General features: G+C 63.6%; 25 protein-coding genes. 14 read left to right on the top strand and 11 right to left on the bottom strand.

Features of this window, described 5'->3' with window-relative positions:
• Nucleotides 1-125 precede the first annotated feature (125 nt).
• From D3242_RS20430 to D3242_RS20440, 3 genes are all read left to right on the top strand, one after another.
• Nucleotides 126-1,292 carry a diphosphate--fructose-6-phosphate 1-phosphotransferase gene (locus D3242_RS20430; RefSeq protein ID WP_064985157.1) on the top strand — a complete coding sequence of 389 codons (1,167 nt, stop codon included), beginning with the start codon at nt 126-128 and terminating at the stop codon, nt 1,290-1,292.
• A gap of 35 nt (nt 1,293-1,327) precedes the next feature.
• Complete coding sequence (locus tag D3242_RS20435; RefSeq protein WP_064985159.1) at nt 1,328-2,047, top strand: MBL fold metallo-hydrolase; 720 nt, start codon at nt 1,328-1,330, stop codon at nt 2,045-2,047.
• Nucleotides 2,048-2,243: 196 nt separating this feature from the next.
• On the top strand, nt 2,244-3,785 hold the full coding sequence (locus D3242_RS20440) for a DegQ family serine endoprotease (RefSeq protein WP_064985161.1): 1,542 nt from the start codon (nt 2,244-2,246) through the stop codon (nt 3,783-3,785).
• Between the two features lie 200 nt (nt 3,786-3,985).
• Here the strand turns inward: D3242_RS20440 and coaA are convergent, their stop codons facing one another.
• From coaA to hisB, 8 genes are read right to left on the bottom strand one after another with little or no spacing between them, the layout of a single operon-like run.
• Entirely contained in the window at nt 3,986-4,945 is a 960-nt protein-coding gene (gene coaA, locus D3242_RS20445; RefSeq protein ID WP_019862624.1) for a type I pantothenate kinase, read from the bottom strand.
• A 24-nt stretch (nt 4,946-4,969) separates the two neighbouring features.
• Nucleotides 4,970-5,293: a phosphoribosyl-ATP diphosphatase gene (locus tag D3242_RS20450; RefSeq protein ID WP_064985163.1), complete on the bottom strand. Its 324-nt coding sequence runs from the start codon at nt 5,291-5,293 to the stop codon at nt 4,970-4,972.
• A gap of 35 nt (nt 5,294-5,328) precedes the next feature.
• Complete coding sequence (gene hisF / locus D3242_RS20455; RefSeq protein WP_064985396.1) at nt 5,329-6,123, bottom strand: imidazole glycerol phosphate synthase subunit HisF; 795 nt, start codon at nt 6,121-6,123, stop codon at nt 5,329-5,331.
• The gene (locus D3242_RS20460) at nt 6,120-6,956 is read right to left on the bottom strand and encodes an arginase family protein (RefSeq protein ID WP_064985164.1); all 837 of its coding nucleotides are present in this window, start codon (nt 6,954-6,956) and stop codon (nt 6,120-6,122) included. The genes hisF and D3242_RS20460 overlap by 4 nt, the downstream gene beginning before the upstream one ends.
• Nucleotides 6,953-7,702, bottom strand: a complete 750-nt coding sequence (gene hisA, locus D3242_RS20465) for a 1-(5-phosphoribosyl)-5-[(5-phosphoribosylamino)methylideneamino]imidazole-4-carboxamide isomerase (protein ID WP_019862618.1) — start codon at nt 7,700-7,702, stop codon at nt 6,953-6,955. The genes D3242_RS20460 and hisA overlap by 4 nt, the downstream gene beginning before the upstream one ends.
• Nucleotides 7,703-7,729: 27 nt before the next feature.
• A complete protein-coding gene (hisH, locus tag D3242_RS20470; RefSeq protein ID WP_038651438.1) occupies nt 7,730-8,380 on the bottom strand; it encodes an imidazole glycerol phosphate synthase subunit HisH in 651 nt (216 codons plus the stop codon).
• Between the two features lies 1 nt (nt 8,381).
• Entirely contained in the window at nt 8,382-8,858 is a 477-nt protein-coding gene (locus D3242_RS20475; protein WP_064985166.1) for a DUF2628 domain-containing protein, read from the bottom strand.
• A 3-nt stretch (nt 8,859-8,861) separates the two neighbouring features.
• On the bottom strand, nt 8,862-9,461 hold the full coding sequence (gene hisB, locus D3242_RS20480; protein ID WP_010912875.1) for an imidazoleglycerol-phosphate dehydratase HisB: 600 nt from the start codon (nt 9,459-9,461) through the stop codon (nt 8,862-8,864).
• Between the two features lie 237 nt (nt 9,462-9,698).
• Here hisB and hslV point away from each other — a divergent pair, with 237 nt between their 5' ends.
• From hslV to D3242_RS20505, 5 genes are all read left to right on the top strand, one after another.
• Nucleotides 9,699-10,250 (top strand): ATP-dependent protease subunit HslV, encoded by a 552-nt coding sequence (gene hslV, locus D3242_RS20485; protein ID WP_019862614.1) that lies wholly within the window; start codon nt 9,699-9,701, stop codon nt 10,248-10,250.
• A complete protein-coding gene (locus tag D3242_RS20490) occupies nt 10,240-10,761 on the top strand; it encodes a GNAT family N-acetyltransferase (protein WP_019862613.1) in 522 nt (173 codons plus the stop codon). The genes hslV and D3242_RS20490 overlap by 11 nt, the downstream gene beginning before the upstream one ends.
• Before the next feature lie 4 nt (nt 10,762-10,765).
• The gene (locus D3242_RS20495) at nt 10,766-11,365 is read left to right on the top strand and encodes a DUF2585 domain-containing protein (protein WP_027047639.1); all 600 of its coding nucleotides are present in this window, start codon (nt 10,766-10,768) and stop codon (nt 11,363-11,365) included.
• A gap of 2 nt (nt 11,366-11,367) precedes the next feature.
• Nucleotides 11,368-12,678 (top strand): ATP-dependent protease ATPase subunit HslU, encoded by a 1,311-nt coding sequence (hslU, locus tag D3242_RS20500; RefSeq protein ID WP_027047638.1) that lies wholly within the window; start codon nt 11,368-11,370, stop codon nt 12,676-12,678.
• Nucleotides 12,679-12,846: 168 nt separating this feature from the next.
• Complete coding sequence (locus D3242_RS20505; protein ID WP_019862610.1) at nt 12,847-13,821, top strand: DUF1402 family protein; 975 nt, start codon at nt 12,847-12,849, stop codon at nt 13,819-13,821.
• A 6-nt stretch (nt 13,822-13,827) separates the two neighbouring features.
• Here D3242_RS20505 and D3242_RS20510 read toward each other — a convergent pair whose 3' ends face one another.
• The 3 genes from D3242_RS20510 to D3242_RS20520 are packed head-to-tail and all read right to left on the bottom strand — an operon-like array spanning nt 13,828 to nt 16,507.
• Nucleotides 13,828-15,057, bottom strand: coding sequence for an NAD(P)/FAD-dependent oxidoreductase (locus D3242_RS20510; RefSeq protein WP_080643853.1), 1,230 nt, complete (start codon nt 15,055-15,057; stop codon nt 13,828-13,830).
• Between the two features lie 5 nt (nt 15,058-15,062).
• A complete protein-coding gene (locus tag D3242_RS20515; protein WP_019862608.1) occupies nt 15,063-15,377 on the bottom strand; it encodes a Rieske (2Fe-2S) protein in 315 nt (104 codons plus the stop codon).
• Between the two features lie 38 nt (nt 15,378-15,415).
• On the bottom strand, nt 15,416-16,507 hold the full coding sequence (locus tag D3242_RS20520) for a fatty acid desaturase family protein (RefSeq protein ID WP_027047636.1): 1,092 nt from the start codon (nt 16,505-16,507) through the stop codon (nt 15,416-15,418).
• Between the two features lie 165 nt (nt 16,508-16,672).
• Between D3242_RS20520 and D3242_RS20525 the strand changes: the two genes are divergently transcribed.
• From D3242_RS20525 to D3242_RS20550, 6 genes are all read left to right on the top strand, one after another.
• Nucleotides 16,673-17,704, top strand: coding sequence for a LacI family DNA-binding transcriptional regulator (locus tag D3242_RS20525; protein WP_019862606.1), 1,032 nt, complete (start codon nt 16,673-16,675; stop codon nt 17,702-17,704).
• 315 nt (nt 17,705-18,019) lie between these two features.
• Entirely contained in the window at nt 18,020-18,961 is a 942-nt protein-coding gene (locus tag D3242_RS20530) for a sugar ABC transporter substrate-binding protein (protein ID WP_019862604.1), read from the top strand.
• 106 nt (nt 18,962-19,067) lie between these two features.
• Nucleotides 19,068-20,144, top strand: coding sequence for an ABC transporter permease (locus D3242_RS20535; RefSeq protein ID WP_019862603.1), 1,077 nt, complete (start codon nt 19,068-19,070; stop codon nt 20,142-20,144).
• Between the two features lie 2 nt (nt 20,145-20,146).
• Nucleotides 20,147-20,914: an ATP-binding cassette domain-containing protein gene (locus D3242_RS20540; protein ID WP_010912863.1), complete on the top strand. Its 768-nt coding sequence runs from the start codon at nt 20,147-20,149 to the stop codon at nt 20,912-20,914.
• Nucleotides 20,915-21,035: 121 nt separating this feature from the next.
• On the top strand, nt 21,036-22,037 hold the full coding sequence (iolG, locus tag D3242_RS20545; RefSeq protein ID WP_064985168.1) for an inositol 2-dehydrogenase: 1,002 nt from the start codon (nt 21,036-21,038) through the stop codon (nt 22,035-22,037).
• A gap of 75 nt (nt 22,038-22,112) precedes the next feature.
• A complete protein-coding gene (locus D3242_RS20550; protein ID WP_064985170.1) occupies nt 22,113-22,907 on the top strand; it encodes an SDR family oxidoreductase in 795 nt (264 codons plus the stop codon).
• Nucleotides 22,908-23,019 lie beyond the last annotated feature (112 nt).

Raw genomic sequence — 23,019 nt, forward strand, 5'->3', positions numbered from 1 at the left:
CGCGCATGAACTTTTCCCGAAAACCCGTTTCCACTTTTCGGGATCATGCTCAAGACTCTCCCGTTGCGTGACGCGGCAAGACAGGCCAAGGTGCCTTGAAAACCATCGCTCGGGAGACGTCAGGAATGGCCGGTACTTTTGTCATCGCACAAGGCGGCGGCCCGACCGCCGTCATCAACCAGACGGTGGTCGGCGCCACGCTGGAGATCCGCAAGCGGCATCCCGGCGCCAAGGTGCTGGGTTCCATCCATGGCGTGCGCGGCATCCGTGACGGTAATTATGTCGACCTTTCGGCCATTCCCGAGGATCGGCTGCGGCTGATCGCCGGAACGCCAAGCGCGGCCCTCGGCTCGACACGCGACAAGCCGGATGCCGCCTATTGCGATGTCATCCTCAACGGCCTGAAGAAGGCCGGCGCCGACGCCTTCATCTATATCGGCGGCAACGACACGTCGGGCACGCAGCAGATCCTGACCGATGCCGCCGGCGGCTCGATCGCTTTCGTCCATGCGCCCAAAACCATCGACAATGATCTGGAGGAGAACGACCATACGCCGGGATTCATCTCGGCGGCCGAGTTCGTCGCCGGCGCCTTCCTCTCGGTCGATCTCGATTTCCGCGCTTTGCCCGGCATCTATGTCGGCATCGTGATGGGCCGGCATGCCGGTTTTCTCACGGCAGCGGCGGCCGCCTGGCAGCTCGATCCCGACAGCGGCCCGCATTTGGTCTACGTGCCGGAACGGCCATTCTCGGCCGCGGGCTTCATCGACGATGTGCGTGCCACGCTCGACCGCCACAAGCGCTGCATCGTTGCCGTGTCGGAAGGGGTGAGCACCGCCGACGGCAAGGCGCTGGTCGAAAGCCTGGTACCGCCGGAGAAGCTCGAGCGCGACGCGCATGGCAACGTCAAATTGTCGGGCAGCGACCTGCCGGCAGCTCTCGAGCGCGCATTGGCCGAGGGCCTGCCGGGCAAGCGGGCCCGCGTCGACGCGCTCGGCTACATGCCGCGCGGCTATGTCGGCGCCATCAGCGCCGTCGACGCACAAGAGGCGTTCGATGCCGGCGCCTTCGCCGTGTCCGTCGCCGAACAGGGCGGCGGCTCCGTGGCGCTGCAATATGACGGCGCAAAGACCGTTCTGAAGAAGGTGCCGCTGAAGAACGTCGCCGGCAAGACCCGCCACATGCCTGACAATTTCATGAAGCCCGACGTCAACCAGCTGTCGGAGGCCGGCATGGCCTATCTCAAGCGGCTGGTGCCGGAAAAGTACAAGGTCGGGAAGCCTTTCGTTTGATGTCAGGCTTCCACCTGATACCGGGCTCACAAGTGATGCCGGAGTGGTTCAGCAAGAGCATCGTCGATGACAGGACGACGATGCTGACCGAGCCGTTCGTGCATGACTATGTGCGCGCCAACATCTGGCATCTGCGCGGCCGCGACGCCGACCTTTTGGTCGACACCGGGATGGGCATCTGCCCGCTGGCGCCGCAGATAGAGACGCCGCAAGGCAAACCGCTGCTGGTCGTCGCCACCCACATCCATCTCGACCATGTCGGCTCGCTGCACGAATTTGCGTGGCGGGCCGGGCCGAAGATGAGTGCGGCGCAATTCGAAAGCATGGATGAGGCGGCGACCTACGCCTACATGTTCCACGATCTCGAAGGCGCCGTGTCGATATTGCCGGCGCCGGGCTGGAAGGCCGCCGACTACAAGATCCCATCGGCGCCGCTGACGCGGACGCTTGACGAGGGCGACGTGGTCGATCTCGGCGACCGGCAATTGCGCGTGCTGCACCTGCCCGGGCATTCGCCGGATTCGATCGCGCTTTTCGACGAGGCCGACGGGCTTTTTTTCAGCGGCGATGCCATCTACGACGACACGCTGATCGACACGCTGCCGGATTCCGATCGGGCCGCCTATGCCAGCACCATGCAGCGCCTGCTCGACCTGCCGATCCGCATCGGCCATGGCGGCCACGGGCCGAGCTTCGACGGCAAGCGTATGCGCGAGATTGCGGCCGACTATCTGCGCCGGCATGACGATCCGTAAGCGCTCCCTGAATTAAATCTTCGTAAGGTCGGCCGAAAACCCTAATTCGGGCCGATCGGCACCCTAGATACCTCGGTGTCGATCCGGCCGGCCGCCATGTACGGCGAGACAGGCAATCCGGTCGTCGACACGCCGGCGGGCGCTTCTCCCAAGGTGCCCGCAGCGCCCGATCAACTCTCGCCCGGACAGAACGACCATGTCACCTCTTGGTATTCTTCGTAGGCATCGCGTCGCCGCCCTGCTGGGCGCTGCGCTGATCATCTCCCCCGTCGTCGTCTCGTTCGCCCAGAGCGCGAACAGTACCGGCGTCAGCAAGATTGTCGCGACGACCCAGACCCCGGTCGCCGGAATAACGGCCCCGAACGGCTCCTTTGCGCCGATCGTGGCGGCCGACAAGCCGGCAGTGGTCACGGTCACCACCATCATGAAGGCGCAGCCCACAGGCGCCGATGACGGCATGCCTCTCGGCAATTCGCCGTTCGACCAGTATTTCCGCCAGTTCTTCGGTGACCAGGGCATGCCCGCTCCGCAGACGCCGCCTCAGCAGGCACAACGGGCCGAAGCGCTCGGTTCCGGCTTCATCGTCAGTGCCGACGGCACCATCGTCACCAACAACCACGTCGTCGACGGCGCCTCTTCGATCAAGGTGACGCTCGATGACGGTACCGAACTTCCCGCCAAGCTCGTCGGCCGCGATGCCAAGAACGACCTTGCCGTGCTCAAGATCAAATCCGACAAGCCCTTGCCGACGGTCAAATGGGGCGATTCCGACAGGCTGATGACCGGCGACCAGGTGCTGGCGATCGGCAATCCGTTCGGCATCGGCACCACGGTCACCGCCGGCATCGTTTCGGCACGCGGCCGCGACCTGCATAGCGGGCCGTTCGACGATTTCATCCAGATCGACGCGCCGATCAACCATGGCAATTCCGGTGGCCCGCTTGTGGATGTGAACGGCAATGTCGTCGGCATCAACACGGCGATCTATTCGCCCAATGGCGGCAGTGTCGGCGTCGGCTTCGCCATCCCGTCGGACCAGGCGCAAAAGGTCGTCGCCAAGCTGATGAAGGACGGTTCCATCCAGTACGGCTATCTCGGCGTCGAGATCCAGTCGGTGACGCCGGACGTGGCAAGCGCCATCGGGCTCGATCACCCCGGCGGCGCGCTGGTTTCCAAGGTCAATGACAGCTCGCCCGCCGCCAGCGCCGGAGTCGAGGCCGGCGACGTCATCACCGGCTTCGCCGGACAGGACGTGAAGGATCCCAAGGATCTGTCGCGGGCCGTGGCCGATGTCGCGCCCGGCGCCAAGGAAACGCTTGATGTCTGGCGCAAGGGCAAGGCGATACAGATTTCCGTCAACGTCGGGCAAAACAGCGACGATGTTAAGACGGCATCGAGGGACGATTCCGGCGCACCGAGCACCGAGCAGGGCTCGCGCGCACCGGCGATCGGCCTCGGCCTGATGGACATCACGCCCGACATTCGCCAGGAAATGAACCTCGCCGACAATGAGCATGGCGCGGTGGTTGCGCGCGTCAATCCCGACAAGGCGGCCGCTGCTGCCGGCATTCAGCCCGGCGATGTCATCGTCGCCGTCAACCAGGCCCCGGTGAAGAGCGCCAGGCAGGTCACGCAGGCGATCGCGCAGGCGAGCAAGTCGGGCCGCAAGTCGGTGCTGCTTTTGATCGAACGCGATGGCAGCCAGATCTATGTCGCCGTGCCGTTCGCCAATGGCTGAGCCGCGATGCCGATGACATGAACGTCGAAGTGGCGGGCCTGCCGGAGGCGGGGCCGCCACCTCGGTATCTGGCTGGAGCAATTCCAGAAAAAGTGTGCGGTTTTCCCGGGAAAAGCGCGTAGCGCTTTCCCTTGGGAATTGCGCCAAAACAAAGAGTTAGAGCATTTCGCCGTTTCCATGAAACGGTGAAACACTCGGGTCTAAAGTTTGCGCAGCGCCACTTCCTCGACCAGATGGTCGGCGCCCTTGCGCAGGATGAGGTCGGCGCGGGCGCGTGTCGGCAGGATGTTCTCGCGCAAATTCTTCAGATTGATGTTGGACCACAGGCCTTCGGCGATGGCGCGCGCCGCTTCCTCCGAAAGCTGCGAGTAGCGGTGGAAGAACGAGTCCGGATTGCGGAAGGCGGTCTCGCGCAGCCGCATGAAGCGCGCGATGTACCATTCGTGGATCAGCTTCTCGTCGGCATCGATATAGATGGCGAAGTCGAAAAAGTCGGACAGGAAGGGCACGATCTTGCCGTCCTGCGGCAGCTTGCCCGGCTGCAGGACATTGATGCCTTCGAAGATCAGGATGTCGGGCCGGTCGATGGTGACGAACTCGCCGGGAATGACGTCGTAGGTTAGGTGCGAATAGACCGGCGCGCGGATATCGGGCAGCCCCGACTTGATGCCCGAGAGGAAACGTAGCAGCGCGCCGACATCGTAACTGTCGGGAAAGCCCTTGCGTTCCATCAGGTTCTCGCGGCGCAACACCTCATTGGGCAGCAGGAAACCGTCGGTGGTGATGAGATCGACCTTGGGGCTCGACGGCCAGCGCGCCAGAAGCTCCTTCAGCACGCGTGCGGTGGTCGATTTGCCGACGGCGACGGAGCCGGCGATGCCGATGATGAACGGCGTCTTGACGATATCGACGGCGTTGAAGAAAGCCTGGCGCTGCCGGAACAAGAGCTGGCTGGCCTCGACATGGGCGGACAAAAGCCGCGACAGCGACAGATAGATGCGCTTGACCTCCTCGAGGTCGACCGGATCGTTGAGCGAACGCAGGCGGCGGAATTCGTCCTCGCTCAGCGTCAGTGGTGTGTCGGCGCGGAATTGCGACCATTGCTCGGCCGAGAAGAAACGAAAGGGGGAATATTTCTCGGTTGGCGCGAGCTGATCCATCGAGATACCTGCCCTCCCTCGCGGTCAGCCCTGGGGCCGTGACGCCTTCTCGGCGATGCCCGAACGCCCGGTGCGGCTTTCGAGCTCCTTGAGCACGTCGCTCAGCGGAACACCCGAGAGGCCGAGAACGACGAGCCAATGATATATAAGATCGGCACTTTCGGAAACGAGGCCCTGTCTGTCGCCCTGGACGGCGGCAATCACCGTCTCGACCGCCTCCTCGCCGAGTTTCTGGGCCGCCTTGTCGATGCCGCGCGCGAACAGTTTCGCCGTCCAGGAGTCCGGGTCGCCGGAATGGGCGCGGTCCCTGATGATTGTCTCCAGATCGGAGAACGAAAATTCAGCCATGGCGCCTGGGGCCCTTTTCTTAGCCGGAACAGCCTCTAGGGCCGATCACCCGAGGAGTCCAGCCGCATCGGCAGGCCCGCGGCGGCCATATGCGCCTTGGCCTGGGCGATTGTATAGGTGCCGAAATGGAAGATGGACGCCGCAAGCACCGCGCCGGCATGGCCGTCGCGAATGCCTTCGACCAGGTGATCCAGCGTGCCGACGCCGCCCGAAGCGATGACCGGCGCGCGCACCGCATCAGCGATCGCACGCGTCAGCGCGATGTCGTAGCCGGCCTTGGTGCCGTCGCGGTCCATCGAGGTCAGCAGGATCTCGCCGGCGCCGCGATCGACCATTTGACGCGCGAATTCGACCGCGTCGATGCCGGTCTTCTCGCGCCCGCCATGGGTGAAGATCTCCCAGCGGTCGGCCTCGCCGGCGCCGGAGACCTTCTTGGCGTCGATGGCGACGACGATGCACTGGTTACCGAACTTGTCGGCGGCTTCGGCGACGAAATCCGGGTTCTTCACCGCCGCCGTGTTGATCGACACCTTGTCGGCGCCGGCCAGAAGCAGCTTCCTGATATCGGCGACCTGGCGCACGCCGCCGCCGACGGTCAGCGGCATGAAGCACTGTTCGGCGGTGCGGGCGATGACATCGAAAATGGTTTCACGGTTGTCGGACGAAGCGGTAATGTCGAGAAAGCAGAGCTCGTCGGCACCAGCGGCGTCATAAGCCTTGGCCGCCTCGACCGGGTCGCCGGCGTCGATGAGGTCGACGAAGTTGACGCCCTTGACGACACGGCCGTCCTTGACGTCGAGGCACGGGATGACACGGGCTTTCAGCATCAGCGGCCCTCTATCGTGGCGATGAGATCGTTTAGCAGCTCGCCGACCAGCGGCGGGACGTCGCCCTGCGCGTCGAAGGCCGGATCGTAGGCGGAAACGGTGATGCCGACGACCGGCACCGCCAGCGCCATGGCGCAGGCCGCGTCGCGCAACTGTTCCGGGCTGGGCCCGCCTGACGTGACGTATCGATTGGCCTGCAGTTCCTTGGGGTCGTGCACGTCGAGATCGAGATGCATGTGCACGCTTTTGGCGCCTGCGGCCTTCAGCTTCGCAGTTGCTGGTCCAATGCCTGGACATTCGGTGCGGATGACCGGCAAGGTCTTGAGCAGTTCTTCCTCGGCCGGATCGAGATCGCGGGCGTTGACAAGCACACAGCGTGACGGATCGATCGGCTTGAAACCTGGAATGGCCGCTGCCATCGGACGCCAGCACAGGCCAAGCACGGTCGCCAGCGCCATGCCGTCGAGAAAGCCGTATACCGAGGTCTCGGGCGTGTTGAGATCGCCATGCTGGTCGGCCCAGATGATCGCATCGGCACCCTCGCCGGCGACCGCGCCGGCCGATGTCAGGCAGTTTCCGGCCAGCACGATGGGGAACCGCCCCCTGTCGATGGCAATGCGGACCTCGCCCGAGACGACATTGCAGACGGCGAAACCGGTGGCGATCTCGCGTTCCTGGTCGTCACCGACCCTGCCGATATCCGCGACCGCGACCTCGTGGCCGGCAATGGTCAGGGCGTCGACCAGACCGCCTGCAATCAGCGCATCCGGGCCCTGTCCCATGCCACCGTGATAGTGGCCGCTGTCATAGGAGGCGAGGATGATGGTGATCTTCACGATTTCGCCTCCGCCGCCGGCCGGCCCTGCAGGATCGCCAGCGCCTCGGCGGGATCGATGCGGCCGTCATAGAGCGCGCGACCGGAGATGGCGCCTTCAAGCTTCTTTGCATCGGGCATCGTCATGCGCACGATGTCGGCGATCGAGGCGAGGCCGCCAGAAGCGATGACCGGGATCGATACGGCCTCGGCGAGGTCGATGGTGGCGTCCCAGTTGATGCCGGTCAGCACGCCGTCGCGATCGATGTCGGTGTAGATGATGGCGGCGACGCCGGCACCCTCGAATTTCCTCGCCAGTTCAATGACGCCGAGGCTCGACGCCTCGGCCCAACCCTCGACCGCGACCTTGCCGCCCTTGGCGTCGATGCCGACGGCCACCTTGCCCGGGAAAGCCTTGCAGGCCTGCCTGACAAGGTCGGGATCGCGCACCGCCACCGTGCCGAGGATGACGCGGGCCAGCCCGCGGTCGAGCCAGTCCTCGATCTGCGCAAGCGTGCGGATGCCGCCGCCGAGCTGCACCGGGTTCCTCGTCGCCTTGAGGATGGCGCCGACCGCCGCGCTGTTGACGCTCTGGCCCTTGAAGGCGCCGTTGAGGTCGACGACGTGCAGCCATTCGAAGCCTTGGTCCTCAAAGGCTTTTGCCTGCGCGGCCGGATCATCATTGTAGATGGTCGCGGTCGCCATGTCGCCGTGCTTCAGGCGCACGCACTGGCCGTCCTTGAGGTCGATGGCGGGAAACAGGATCACGATTCAGGCGCCCTTCTTGCTCATGCTCTAGGGCCTCCAGCGCAGGAAATTGGTGATCAGCGCCAGCCCCAGCGCCTGGCTCTTTTCGGGATGGAACTGCGTGCCGACGAGATTATCGCGGGCGACAGCCGCCGTCACCGGACCACCATAGTCGGCGACGGCCAGAACCTCGGCCGGCTTTTTCGCGTCGAGATGGTAGGAATGGACGAAATAGGCGTGCAGCCCCTCCGGTCCGGTCGGAATGCCGACAAACAGCGGGTGTTGGCGTCTGAGCTCGATCGTGTTCCAGCCGATCTGCGGGATTTTCAGAGCCGGATCGGCGGGCGTGATCTCCTTGACGTCGCCCGAGATCCAGCCAAAGCCATGGGTGACGGTCTTTTCCAGGCCACGCTCAGACATCAGCTGCATGCCGACGCAGATGCCGAGGAAGGGCCGGCCCTTGGCGATGGCGACGTCTTCGACCGCGTCCCACATGCCGTCGACCGCGCGCAGACCGGCCGCGCAGTCGGCATAGGCGCCGACGCCGGGCAGGACGATGCGGTCGGCGCTGCGCACCCGGTCGGCATCGGCCGTCAGGTCGATTTCGGCCGATATGCCGGCTTCGCGCGCGGCGCGCTCGAAAGCCTTGGTGGCCGAGCGCAGATTGCCCGAGCCGTAGTCGATGATTGCTACCCGCATGTCAGGGCCGTCCCGGTATGTGGGTCAGGCCCAGCGCCATGCCCGGCTGCGCCGGACGCGCCTGGGCGGCATCCGGAACGATGCGCGGCGGCGGCGCGGCTTCCTCCGCATGCCCCTCGATCTCCAGCGCATAGCGTATGTCGGCATCGTCGAGCCGGCCGGCCTGAACCGCGCCCCATTCATGCCAGCCGCGCCGGCGCAGGGCCGCGATGCGCAACCCCTGCCCTTCCAGGCCGATATAGAACGAAACCAGCGTCGACAGCAGCGAACTTGCCAATCCAAGGCCAAGGTTTTGCCCAGCCATCGAAAGCGCGCCCATGACGACGAAGGCAAGTCCGGCTTCGATCCACAGCCGGTGCCAGGCGAGCCAAAGCGGCGGCACCAGCAGGCCGAGCCAGGTGAAGCCGTCGCGGATAAAGGCCGTTGCGTCGACCTTCTCGCTGCGGCCGGGCGGTTCCATCACGACATAGGTGGCCATGGCCTATCCCTTCAACGATCCCTTGGTGGAGGGAACCGCGTCCGGCTGGCGCGGGTCGGGCTCGAGCGCGGCACGCAACGCGCGCGCCACCGCCTTGAAGCAGGTCTCGGCGATATGGTGGTTGTTGGCGCCGTAGTGGTTGGTGACATGCAGCGTGATGCCGGCATTTTGCGCCAGCGCCTGGAAGAATTCCCGCACCAGCTCGGTGTCGAAGGTGCCGATCTTGGGCGACGAGAAAGACACATTCCAGACCAGGAACGGCCGGCCCGACACGTCGATCGCCGCGCGCGTCAGCGTCTCGTCCATGGCAAGGTCGATCGAGGCATAGCGCATGATGCCGCGCCGTTCGCCCAGCGCCTTGGTCAGCGCCTGGCCGAGCGCGATGCCGGTGTCCTCGACCGTGTGGTGGTCGTCTATGTGCAGGTCTCCCTTGGCCCTCACCGTCATGTCGATCAGCGAATGGCGCGACAGCTGGTCGAGCATATGGTCGAAGAAGCCGACGCCCGTGGCGATATCGGATTTGCCTGAGCCGTCGACATGGACCGACACCGAGATGTCGGTTTCCTTGGTCTTGCGGCTGGCTTCGGCGGAACGGGGCGCCATGACCTTGTCCTTGTCTCAGGGTTTCAAAGCTCCGCAGACGAGCTTCGAACATTCACCGGCTTGAAAACGAAAGCCTTCTATCAGCATGATCCGGCGATTGCCAGTTGCCTCGGACAGAGGTATCGGCCTTGCCGGAGTGGCGATTTGCAATCATGGGTCCCGTGCATACATATGGCCGATAAAATCACTCGTACCGCGCCAATCGCCTTTTGGGATCGCGCGAATCGGAGCCAATAAATGTCTGATAATCTGACCATGCACGCCACGACCATCGTGACGGTGCGCAAGGGCAACAAGGTGGTGATCGCCGGCGACGGCCAGGTCAGCCTTGGCCAGACCATCATGAAGGGCAATGCCCGCAAGGTCCGCCGCATCGGCAAGGGCGGCAATGTGATCGCCGGTTTCGCCGGCGCCACCGCGGACGCCTTCACACTGCTGGAACGGCTGGAAGCCAAGCTCGAACAATATCCCGACCAGCTGACGCGCGCCTGCGTCGAGCTCGCCAAGGACTGGCGCACCGATCGCTATCTGCGCCGGCTGGAGGCGATGATGCTGGTGGCCGACAAGTCGGTCTCGCTGGCGCTGACCGGCACCGGCGACGTGCTCGAACCCGAACATGGCGTCATGGCCATCGGTTCTGGCGGCAACTATGCGCTGGCCGCGGCGCGGGCGCTGATGGACACCGACAAGGATGCCGAGGAGATCGCCCGCAAGGCGATGCAGATCGCCTCCGACATCTGCGTCTACACCAACAACAATTTCGTCGTCGAAACGCTCGATGCCGCCTGAGAAGGGTGTGCTCTACGATTTTCGGCCGGTTACCGAAAAGGACCTGCCGATGATCGCCGGCTGGCTCGCCGAGCCGCATGTTGCCCAGTGGTGGAACGATCCGGAGACGGAGATCGCCGAGATTCGCGATCATATCGACTCGATTTCGGTCGAGCCGCTGATCGTGGAACTCGACGGCAAGCCGATCGCCTATCTGCAGAGCTACGACCCGCATCTGGAAGACGACCATCCCTATGCCGACCAGCCGTTCGGCACGCTCGGCATCGATTTGTCGATCGGGCCGCCGGAGCTGGTCGGCATCGGCCATGGCTCGGCGATCGTACGCCAGTTCGTCGAAGATCTGTTCGAGGAAGGTGTGCCCCGCGTCATCATTGATCCCAACCCCGCCAACATCCGGGCCATCCGCGCCTATGAAAAAGCCGGATTCCGGGCCATAGACCGCAGGCAATCGGTCTATGGCGACGTCGTGCTGATGGCGATCGATGCCGACGATGAACAAATGGGGGAATAACCAGATGAGCAAGCCGACCGCGGATGATGGCTATTCGGCCTATGAAGACAGCTGGCGCATGGGTCTTCTGCTCGTCCTTGGCCTGCTCATCTTCCAGGCCGGGGCTCTCTATGGCATGGGCCGGACGCCGATCTGCACCTGCGGCTACGTGAAACTCTGGCATGGCGTGGTGAACAGTCCGGAGAATTCCCAGCACATTTCCGACTGGTACACCTTCTCGCACATCATCCACGGCTTCCTGTTCTATGCCTTGGCGAGGTTCCTGTTTCCGCGTTCGCCGATCGGCTTGCGGCTGGCCTTCGCCGTCCTCATCGAGGGCGGCTGGGAGCTGCTGGAGAACAGCCCGTTCATCATCGACCGCTACCGCGCCGGCACCATCTCGCTCGATTATTACGGCGACAGCATCATCAATTCGGTGTCCGACACACTGGCCATGGTGCTGGGATTTGTGATGGCGCGAAGGCTACCTATATGGGTGATCGTCAGCCTCGCCATCCTCTTCGAACTCGGTACCGGCTATCTCATCCGGGACAATCTGACACTCAACGTGATCATGCTGCTGCATCCGTTCGAGGCCATCAAGCAGTGGCAAAGTGGAATTTAGCTATGACGACATTTTCTCCCCGCGAAATCGTTTCGGAACTCGACCGCTTCATCATCGGCCAGAAGGACGCCAAACGCGCCGTAGCCATCGCCTTGCGCAACCGCTGGCGCCGCCAGCAGCTGGAAGGCCAGATGCGCGAAGAGGTGATGCCGAAGAACATCCTGATGATCGGCCCGACCGGCGTCGGCAAGACCGAAATCTCGCGCCGCCTGGCGCGGCTGGCCGGCGCGCCTTTCGTCAAGGTCGAGGCCACCAAATTCACCGAGGTCGGCTATGTCGGCCGTGACGTCGAGCAGATCATCCGCGATCTCGTCGAGATCGCCATCGGGCTCGTCCGCGAAAAGATGCGCGAGGACGTCAAGGCGCGCGCCCACATCAATGCCGAGGAACGTGTCCTGGAAGCGCTGGTCGGCAAGACCGCCAGCCCGGCGACGCGCGACTCTTTCCGCAAGAAGCTGCGCGACGGCGAGCTCGACGACAAGGAAATCGAGATCGAAGTGGCCGACACCGGCAATGGCGGCATGCCCGGCTTCGAGATCCCCGGAATGCCGGGCGCCAATATCGGCGTGCTCAACATCAACGACATGCTGTCGAAGGCGATGGGCGGCAAGAAGACCAAGCTGCGCAAGACGACGGTGAAGGAGTCCTACGATCTGCTGGTCAGCGACGAGTCCGACAAGCTGCTCGACCAGGACGAGGTGGTGCGCCGGGCGCTCGATGCCGCGGAAAATGACGGCATCGTCTTCCTCGACGAGATCGACAAGATCGCCGCCAGATCCGACATTTCCGGCGGCCCTTCGCGCGAAGGCGTGCAGCGCGACCTGCTGCCGCTGGTCGAAGGCACCACGGTGGCGACCAAATACGGGCCGTTGAAGACGGATCACATCCTGTTCATCGCCTCGGGCGCGTTCCACGTGTCGAAGCCGTCCGACCTATTGCCCGAATTGCAGGGCCGCCTGCCGATTCGCGTCGAACTGCGGGCCTTGGAGAAGCAAGATTTCGTCCGCATCCTGACCGAGACGGAAGCGAGCCTGATCAAGCAATATATCGCGCTGATGAAGACCGAGGGTGTCGACCTGACCTTCACCGACGACGCCATCGATTCGCTGGCCGGCATTGCCGTCGACCTCAATGACAGCGTCGAGAATATCGGCGCCAGGCGGCTGCAGACGGTGATGGAGCGGGTGCTGGACGAAATCTCCTACGACGCGCCCGACCGCAACGGCACATCGGTCACCATCGACGCCGCCTATGTGGAAAAGCATGTGGGCGACCTGTCGCGAAACACAGATTTGTCGCGATTCATCCTTTAAAGCACGGCGCCGGCTGGTCCGGCGCCGGTTCAGGCAACCCGGCAGAACAATCATGTGTGGCCAGATGGTACCATCTGGCCACCTTTCGTCTTGCCGGGTGAAGGGGCGCTCTCGACTCGAACGGGAGCACTACCCTAGTTTGCCCGCAAGATTGCAGGCGGCGGACGCATGAAAAAACTCATCCCAATCATTCTCAGGCCAGTCATTCTCGGCTTGACGCTGGCGGCGACGCTGTTCGCGGCTGAGGCGGCGACATTGGTGCCGGCGGGAAACCGCAATGCCGAGCAGCCCGATATCCCCGGCGCGTCGAGCCGGCGCACGCAGGCGACCAACACCACCTTCCAGGCGAAATACCGCAAGGTCTATGCCTTGCTGCAGAACGACCCCGACCTGCGCGGCAAGATCAAGAAGGCCGCTGCCGCCTATGGCATCGATCCGATGCATATCGTCGGCGCCATCGTCGGCGAGCACACCTACAATGTCGACGCCTATGACCGGCTGCAGACCTATTACGTCAAGGCGATCTCCTACCTCTCCAGCAAGCTCTCCTTCGCCTATGATGGCGAGGACATCACCGATTTCGTGCAGCGGCCGGAATTCAAGAAATGCGCCGGGATGTCGGACAGCTACGACCTCTGGGAATGTCGTGAACAGGTCTGGAACCATACGTTTCGCGGCAAGAACGTCGGCGGCGAGGACTTTCCCGATGACCGCTTCGGCGCCACCTTCTTCCAGCCCTATTATGCCGGCCAGACTTTTGGGCTCGGTCAGCTCAACCCGCTGACCGCGCTGCAGATGAGCGATCTCGTGCACAAGGTGTCGGGCCTGCCGAAGCTCGATGTCGGTGACCCCAATTCGGTCTACAAGACCATCATGGATCCCGATCTGACACTGCCTTATGTCGCCGCGACGATCAGGAAATCGATCGATGCCTACAAGAGCATTGCCGGCTTCGACATTTCGGGCAATCCTGGGCTGACCGCGACTCTCTACAATGTCGGCAATCCGGAGCAGCGCGCCGATGCGCTGAAGGCGGAGAACGACAGGCGTCGCGCCGCAGGCGAGCCGGAAAAACTGCCGGAGGAGAATTATTACGGCTGGCTGGTCAACGACAAGCTGCCGGAGCTGAAGGCGCTTTTTTAGACCGGTTCACGCCGCCAGCAACGACTTCAGCTTGACGGCCTGCGATCCCAGCGCCTCCGGTGCCGGCTTGGCCCGCTTGCCGATCAGCATTTCGGCCAGCCGGATGTCGCGGGCGACCGCATTGCCGGGGCCGATGCCGCTGGCCGCCACCAGCCTGCCGTCTTCGGCGAGATGGAAAAGTATGAAAGCGCCGTCACCGAGATCGCGGCGCACCGTGTTTCGGCCTTCGTCCGAAAGTCCGGCTATCTGCAGTGACAGGCCATACTGATCCGACCAGAACCACGGCACCGCCGCATGCGCCTCGCCGGCACCGAGCATGTTCTTTGCCGCCAGTGCGCCTTGTTCCTGGGCGTTGCGCCAGGCCTCCAGCCGCACGCGGCGGCCGCCATAGACGGCAAGCGGGAACGAACAGCAGTCGCCGGCGGCAAAGATGTCGGGATCGCTGCTGCGCAGCTCGGCATCGACAGCGATGCCATTGTCTATCGTCAGGCCGGCCTCGGCCGCGAGCCCGGTCACCGGCACGGCGCCGATGCCGATAATGGCGAGGTCGGCTGATATCTCGCGCCCGCCGGCGAGTGTCAGGTACACTTGCCTGCCGTCGTCGGCGATGGAGGCAATACCTTGACCACACACGATGTCGACGCCTTCGGCGACATGGGCCTGATGGATGATTTCGGCGATCTCGGCCGGCACGCCGCGCATCAGGATGCGCGGCTGCGCCTCGATGACCGTGACCGCAGCACAGAGCTTGCGGGCCGCGGCGGCGAGTTCGAGGCCGATGAAGCCACCGCCGATGACGGCAATGCGGTTGCCGGCGCCGAGATGGCCGCGAATGGCCAGCGCATCGGCGAAGGTCCTGAGATACACGCAGCGCACGCCAAGGCCCGGCATCGGCAGCTTGCGTGGGGTCGAGCCGGTGGCCAGCAGGAGCTTGTCGTAAGGCAGGACCGAACCATCCGACAGGCGCACCCTATGTGCGGCGCGATCGATCGCCACGGCCTGGACGGAATGGATATGGCGGATCGACCTCTCGACCAGCACCGCGTCGCTGGCGATCGCCTTGATTTCCGGCGCGTCGCTAGCCATCGCCTCCTTGGAGAGCGGCGGCCGTTCGTAGGGAAGATGCGGCTCGTCGCCGACCAGCGTCACCGGCCCATCATAGCCGAGATCGCGCAGCGCAAGTGCTGCCCGCCCGCCGCATTCGCCGGCGCCGATGATGACCATGCCCCGCGCCATCTCCGTCACCCGATCTGAACGAGGACTTTGCCGGCGTCGACCTTGACCGGATAGGTTTTCAGATTGACGCAGACCGGGGCGCCACGGGCCGCGCCCGTCTTGTAGTTGAAGCGGCCATTGTGCTTGGGGCATTCGATGATGTCGTCCATCACCAGACCGTCGGCGAGATGCACCTTTTCATGCGTGCAAAGCCCATCGGTGGCGAAATAGTCATCGTCGGGACTGCGATAGATGGCGAAGGTGCGGCCGCCATGATCGAAGCGCATCACGTCCTCTTCATCGATGTCACCGGCGGCACACGCCTCGACCCAGTCGCTCATTCAGTCCTCCCCTGGAAGATCGGATAGCCAGCGCGCGATCATTCCGCAGCGGCGGCGACGACATCGTTGTGGAATTCCTCGCGGTATGGCCTGGCGGTCGGCGGCAGTTCGCGCTTGAGGAAATAATCCTCGTTGCGCAGCTGACGCAGGAAGACCGGGACCATCTCGCGATAGCCGGCCAGGATCGACGGCGTCGGCGCCGGCAGATCATGCTTGATCAGTTCATGCAGCCTAGGCAGCGCATGGTAGGGCACCATCGGGAACATGTGATGCTCCACATGGTAGTTCATGTTCCAGTAGATGAAGCGGCTGATCGGGTTCATGTAGACGGTGCGGCTGTTCAGCCGATGGTCGATGACATTGTCGGCGAGGCCGCCATGCTGCAGCAGGCCGACCATGACGTGATGCCAGGCGCCATAGAGCCTGGGCAGGCCGACCAGCATCAAGGGCAGGAACGAGCCGGAATAGAGCGCCAGCGCGATGGTTGCGGCATAGATCGCCGTCCAGATGCGGGCAATGCGGATCGCCTTGCCCTGCTCCTGCTCGGGAACGAAGGTCTTTTCGGCGGCGCTGATGTTGCCGGCAGCGTTGCGCAGCATGTCCGACATCGCATGCCAGGCGTCAAGCACGCCGACAAAGCCGAGCAGCGCGCGCACCAGGTCCGGCGGCCGCATGACCGAGATTTCCGGGTCACGGCCGACCATGATGGTGTCGGTGTGATGGCGCGTGTGGCTCCAGCGCCAGGTCACCGGATTGCGCATGATCATGAAGCAGGCGATCTGATAGACCGCATCGTTCATCCACTGCGTCCGGAACGCCGTACCGTGCCCGCATTCATGCCAGCGTGAATCCGTCGATGAGCCGTAGAGGACGCCGTAGACGAAGAAGAACGGCACGCACCACCAGCTGCCCCAGAACCAGGCGCCACCGGCGCCGCTGGCGATGAGCGCGGCCAGCCAGATCGCGGTGTCGCGGATCGCCGGCCCGTCGGAGCGCTGCATCAGCTCCTTCATCTGCTTGCGGGACACGTCGGTGTGATACCACTCGGCCGCCGACAGGCCGGTTTCCACGGCAAGTTTGGCGTCGCGGCCGATCAGGCTGTAGTCCCGCCGGGACGGCGCAGTGATCATGATTGCCTCCTCGGCAGGCACTCGCCCAGGCGAATGCCGGTTGCCCATATGGCTTCTAGCGTGAAAGTACCGCTTGCCCATGATAGACTCAATATCACAAAGATAGTTTCTATCATTTCCTATCAGAATGATGTATCGTGCCCGGCAACGCAACCGAGGGCGACCATGGCGAAACGGCCGACCATATCCGATCTGGCACGCATCTCCGGCGTAAGCGTTGCCACGGTGGACCGCGTGCTCAACAATCGCCTGCCGGTGCGCGAGGAGACCGCGCGGCGCGTCTATGAGACCGCGACCGAGATCGGCTACCACGCGGCCGGCCTGATCAAGCAACGGATGCGCCATGAATTGCCGGAGTACCGGCTCGGCTTCCTGCTTTTGCGAGGCAACGATGTCTTCTACGGCGATTTCGCGGCGGAGCTCGAACTGGCGGTGTCGCAATCGCAGCGGTTCCGTGGCGCCGCAACCATCGACTTCGCCAGTTCCCTGGTCCCCGACGAGATCGCCGCCCAGATGCGCAAGCTGGCGGCAAAATCGAGGGCCATCGCCGTTGTCGGCCCGGACCATCCGACCCTGACGGCGGCGGTCGAGGTGTTGAAGGCGAGAGGGCAACCGGTCTTCTCGCTGCTGTCCGATTTTGCCGCCGGTATCCGCGAGGGCTATGTCGGCCTCGATAACCGCAAGGTCGGTCGTACCGCGGCCTGGATGATCGCCAGGGCGGCGCGGCAGCCCGGCAAGGTCGCCCTCTTCGTCGGCAGCCATCGCTTCCATGGCCACGAGTTGCGCGAGATCGGCTTCCGCTCTTTCTTTCGCGAGCATGCACCCGACTTCAGCGTGCTGGAAACGCTGGTCAATCTGGAGGCAAACCAGGTGACCCACGATGCGATGATCGATCTTCTGGCGCGCTATCCGGATCTTGCCGGCTGCTACGTCGCGGGCGGCGGCATGGAAGGCGCGGTATCGGCGCTGCGGGCAGCAAGGCCGGTGCATATGCCGGTGGTCGTCTGCAACGAGATCAACGCCGAGTCGCGCGCGGCACTCGCCGACAACATCCTCACCATGGTGATCTCCACGCCGCTCGCCGCGCTCTGCCGCGAACTGGTCGATCGCATGGTGCATGCCATCGAAACCGGCGCGGCCAATGCGCCTGGCCAGACCTTCCTGCCCTTCGACATCTATCTGCCGGAAAATATCTGACCTTTGCCGGGCGGGAGCAGCCGCCGGAAATGATAGAATCCATCAGGACGATCCGAAAATCCGGCGGCAGGCCGCGGAATCGCCCTTGACGTTCCGCTGGAATGGAATAAATATTTCACCCACTGTACATTTTGGTTCTTTCGTTCCGGAACGTCGGTTTCAAACAGAGGGTTTGGCATTCCAGCTCAAGCAGGGGCCAGCCCAAGTAGGGGATGCGACACGGAGCGAAGCGATATCAGGGAGAGATTCCCCGGGGAGATCGGGGATTCCGGATAGATCGGTGCAACCGGACACCAAAAGTGGAGGAGAGATACAATGAAGAAACTGCTTTTGGGCGTCGCCTTCGCGGCGCTGATAAGTTCATCGGCTTTTGCCGCCAAGATCGGCGTATCGATGGCCAAGTTCGATGACAACTTCCTCACCGTGCTGCGCAACGGCATGATCGCCCAGGCCAAGGGCATGAGCGGCGTCGAACTGCAGGTCGAAGACGCACAGAACGACGTTGCCAAACAGCTCGACCAGATCAAGAACTTCGCCGCTTCGGGCGTCGACGCCATCATCGTCAACCCGGTCGACACCTCGGCCACGCAGGCGATGTCCGACGCTGCCGCCGCCGCCAAGATCCCGCTGGTCTATGTCAACCGCGAGCCGGTCAACGTGAACTCGCTGCCCGACAATCAGGCCTTCGTCGCCTCGAACGAGGCCGATTCCGGCACGCTCGAGACCAAGGAAGTCTGCCGCCTGTTCAAGGAAGCCGGCAAGAAGGAAGCCAATGTCTATGTGATCATGGGCGAGCTTTCCAACCAGGCCGCCGTGCAGCGCACCAAGGACATTGAAGAGGTGATCGCCACGCCGGACTGCAGCTTCATCAAGATCATCGACAAGCAGACCTCGAACTGGAACCGCGACGAGGCGCAGAACCTGATGACCAACTGGCTGTCGACCGGCAAGAAGTTCGACGGCGTCATCGCCAACAATGACGAAAGCGCCATCGGCGCCATCCAGGCGATGAAGGCCGCCAACATCGACATGAAGTCGGTTGTCGTCGGCGGCGTCGACGCCACGCAGGATGCGCTTGCCGCCATGCAGGCCGGCGACCTCGATGCAACCGTGTTCCAGGACGCCGCCGGCCAGGGCGCAGGCGCGCTGGATGCGGCGCTGAAACTGTCCAAGGGCGAGAAGGTCGAGCACAAGGTCTACGTGCCGTTCCAGCTTGTCACCCCGGCAAACATCGACAAGTTCCTGAAGAAGAACTGAGCCGCGGACATAGGAGCGGCGCGCGCGCAGAAGGCAGCGCCGCTCCCCTTTCCCTCGGCGCCTGACGGCGCTCGAGGCGCGACCGCGGCTGACGGAGGATAGAAGATTGGCACAGACATCTCATGGCGTCGGAGGGCTTACCTACGATGCGAAGAAGCGCGCCTGGCCGGCCGAATTCAACGTTTTCCTGGCGCTCGTCATTCTCGTCGTCATCTTCGAACTGATCGGCCGCATCTTTCTCGGCGACAGTTTCCTGTTCAACACCCGCAGCGACGTCTCGGGGATCTTCAATGAGGCCCGCCTGCAGATCATCATCCTGCAGGTGTCGATCGTCGGCATCATCGCCATCGGCGTGACGCAGGTGATCATTTGCGGCGGCATCGACCTGTCTTCGGGTTCGATCGTCGGGGCCACCGCCATGATCGCGATGAGTTTCGCCCAGGTGGCGACCGTAAACGGCAACCCGAACCCGAAGGCAATGTTCCTGGCGCAAGGCTGGACCGACCTGCCCGTCATCGTGCCGCTGCTGGTGGCGATCGGCTGCGGGCTGCTCGCCGGCCTCGTCAATGGCTCCTTGATCGCCTACACGCGCATTCCTCCCTTCATCGCCACGCTCGGCATGATGGTGACCGCGCGCGGCATCGCCAAATGGTGGTCGAAGGGCCAGCCCATCTCGTTTCCCACCGACAGTTTCGCGGCGATCGGCAAGGGCCTGATGCCCGTCATCATTTTCCTGTCGCTGGCCGTGCTGTTCCAGCTCATCATGAGCTACACACGCTACGGCAAGCACTGTTACGCGATCGGCTCCAATGAGGACGCCGCGCGCATGTCCGGCATCAAGATCGCCAACCACAAGATCCTGGTCTACGTCATCGCCGGCATCCTCGCCTCGCTCGCCGCGGTGGTGCTCTCGTCCAAGAACCTCACCGCCCAGGCCGGCATGGGGGTGATGTACGAACTCGACGCCATCGCCATGGCGGTCATCGGCGGCGTCTCGCTGTCGGGCGGCCGCGGCTCGATCATCGGCACGGTGATCGGCTCGCTGATCTTCGGCGTCATCATCTCCGGCTTCACCTTCCTGCGCCTCGACGCCTACTACCAGGAGATGGTCAAGGGCGTGATTATCGTCGGCGCGGTCGTTCTCGACCAGTGGCGCCAACGCCTGCGGGCATTGAGGGCTTGACCATGTCAGACATCGTCCTGAAGACCGAAAACCTGACCAAGCGCTATGGCGGCGTGCACGCGCTGGAAGGCGCCAATTTCGAGCTGCGCAAGGGCGAGCATGTCGCCATCATGGGCGACAATGGCGCCGGCAAATCGACCTTCGTGCGCCAGATCACCGCTGTCGAGCAGCGCACCAGCGGCCAGATCTGGTTCGACGGCAAGGAAGTGAATTTTGCAGGGCCGATCGAGGCCCGCACCGCGGGCATCGAGACAGTGTTCCAGAACCTGGCGCTGGCAGACGATCTCGACGTGCCGTCGAACCTGTTCCTCGGCCGCGAAAAGGTGCTGTTCAATCTCGGGCCCTTCTCGATCCTCGACCGCAAATACATGCGCAAGGCAACCGAGGCGGCGCTGGTGCGCACGGCGGTGAAGATCCCCAATCTCTCCAACACCATCCGCCACATGTCGGGCGGCCAGCGGCAGTGCGTGGCGATCGCACGGACCGCGACCTTCGCCTCCAAGCTGATCATCATGGACGAGCCGACAGCCGCACTCGGCGTGCAGGAGACGGCGCAGGTCGAAAACATCATCCGCACGCTGAAGGACAATGGCGAGCCGCTGATCCTGATCAGCCACAATATGCGCCAGGTATTCGACCTGTGTGACCGCATCGTGGTGTTCCGGCGCGGCCGCATCGTCGCCAATCTGCGCAAGGAGAATACCGACGGCCAGGACATCGTCTCCTACATCACCGGCGCCAAGACCGGGGAGGCGGAACTCGCGGCTTGAGGCTAGGCGATCGCCCGCTTCCGGGACGATCTGCCGCGCCAACAAAATACCCCAGGCACCTTTCCCTAACAGGAAGGTGCGGACACAACGCTCTCGAACCCATCCCTCAGAGGAAACATCCATGACTGTTCGTTTCGCCCTCCTCGGTGCCGGCCGCATCGGAAAGGTCCACGCCCGCGCCGTCGGCTCCAACCCCGATGCAAAACTGGTGGCGGTGGCCGATGCCTTCGAGAAGGCGGCGACCGAACTGGCAACGGCCTATGGCGCCGAAGTGCGCAGCATCGACGCCATCGAAAAGTCCAAAGACATTGACGCCGTCGTCATCTGCACGCCGACCGACACCCATGCCGATCTGATCGAGCGTTTTGCCAAGGCCGGCAAGGCGATCTTCTGCGAGAAGCCGATCGACCTGAACGTCAAGCGCGTCGAAAAATGCCTGGCCGTGGTCGAGAAGGCCAAGGCGACGCTGATGGTCGGCTTCAACCGCCGCTTCGACCCGCATTTCGCGGCCGTGCGCAAGGCAATCGACGACGGCGCCATCGGCACGGTCGAGATGGTCACCATCACCTCGCGCGATCCCGGCGCGCCGCCGATCGACTACATCAAGCGCTCGGGTGGCATTTTCCGCGACATGACCATCCATGATTTCGACATGGCACGCTTCCTGCTCGGCGAGGAGCCGGTGGCGGTCAGCGCGCACGCTTCGGTGCTGGTCGACAAGAAGATCGGCGAGGCCGGGGATTTCGACAGCGTCAGCGTCATCCTTGAGACGGCTTCCGGCAAGCAGGCCGTCATCTCCAATTCGCGCCGCGCCACCTATGGCTACGACCAGCGCATCGAGGTGCATGGTTCGAAAGGCATGATCGCGGCCGAGAACCAGCGGCCGGTTTCGATCGAACTGGCCAACGAGAAGGGGTATACGCGCCCACCGCTGCACGATTTCTTCATGACCCGCTATCTCGACGCCTACGCCATCGAGATCGCCTCGTTCATCGCCGCCGCGACATCAGGCAAGAAGGCGGCGCCGAGCGGCGCCGACGGCCTCGTGGCGCTGAAGCTGGCCGATGCGGCGCTGAAGTCGGCGACGACGGGCAAGACCGTCCGTCTCGACACGGTGCGTTGATATTCGGGTGAGGCCGGCCTGACCCGAATCTAAACACACCTTGAGTTGTTTGGAACCTAACAAAGGAGTAGGGCGATGAGCGCATCCGCCGATCGTAATTCACAGACACGCGCCATCGTCACCGGCGGCGCGCAAGGCATCGGCTTTGCGGTCGCCGAGGCGCTGGCCGACGAGGGCTGCCGGGCATTGGCACTCATCGGCCGCTCGCAGGAGAAGGGCGACAAGGCGGTCGCCCATTTCAAAAAGGCCGGCGTCGACGCGATCTTCATCAGCGCCGACGTCTCGAAGGTGGCGGATTGCAAGCGCGCGGTGGCGACCGCGCTCGCTCATTTCGGCACGCTGAACGCGCTGGTCAACGCCGCCGCCACCTCGGCGCGCGGCTCGCTGGTCGAAACCTCGGAAGAGCTTTTCGACCAGATCTTCGCCACCAATGTGCGCGGACCCTTCTTCCTGATGCAGGGGCTGGTCGCCCATCTCCTGGAGCGCAAGGCGCCGGGCTCGATCGTCAACGTGCTGTCGATGTCGGCGCATACAGGCCAGTCCTTCCTGACGCCCTACTCCACAAGCAAGGGCGCGCTGATGACGCTGACCAAGAACGTCGCCAACGCCTATCGCTTCAACCGCATCCGCTGCAACGCGGTGCTGCCGGGATGGATGGATACCGAGGGCGAGGACATCGTGCAGAAGAAATGGCACGACGCCCCGGACGACTGGCTGGCGAAGGCCGAAGCCGCGCAGCCTATGGGCCAGTTGGTCAAACCGGACCAACTCGCGCGGCTGATCAGCTACATGGTCAGCCCGCAATCGGGCGTCATGACGGGATCGCTGGTTGACTACGACCAGAGCGTTGCCGGGTCGTCGCCGGAGTAGCAGCGAGCCCTGCGCAAACGCTCCTCACTTCGTCATCCACGGGCGGAGAAAGGAGCGAAGCGACGCGGTGCAGCCTGAGGATGACGAAATCGGGAGGGCACGGCTCATCCCA

It is taken from the genome of Mesorhizobium jarvisii, assembly GCF_003601985.1.
Taxonomy (GTDB): domain Bacteria; phylum Pseudomonadota; class Alphaproteobacteria; order Rhizobiales; family Rhizobiaceae; genus Mesorhizobium; species Mesorhizobium jarvisii.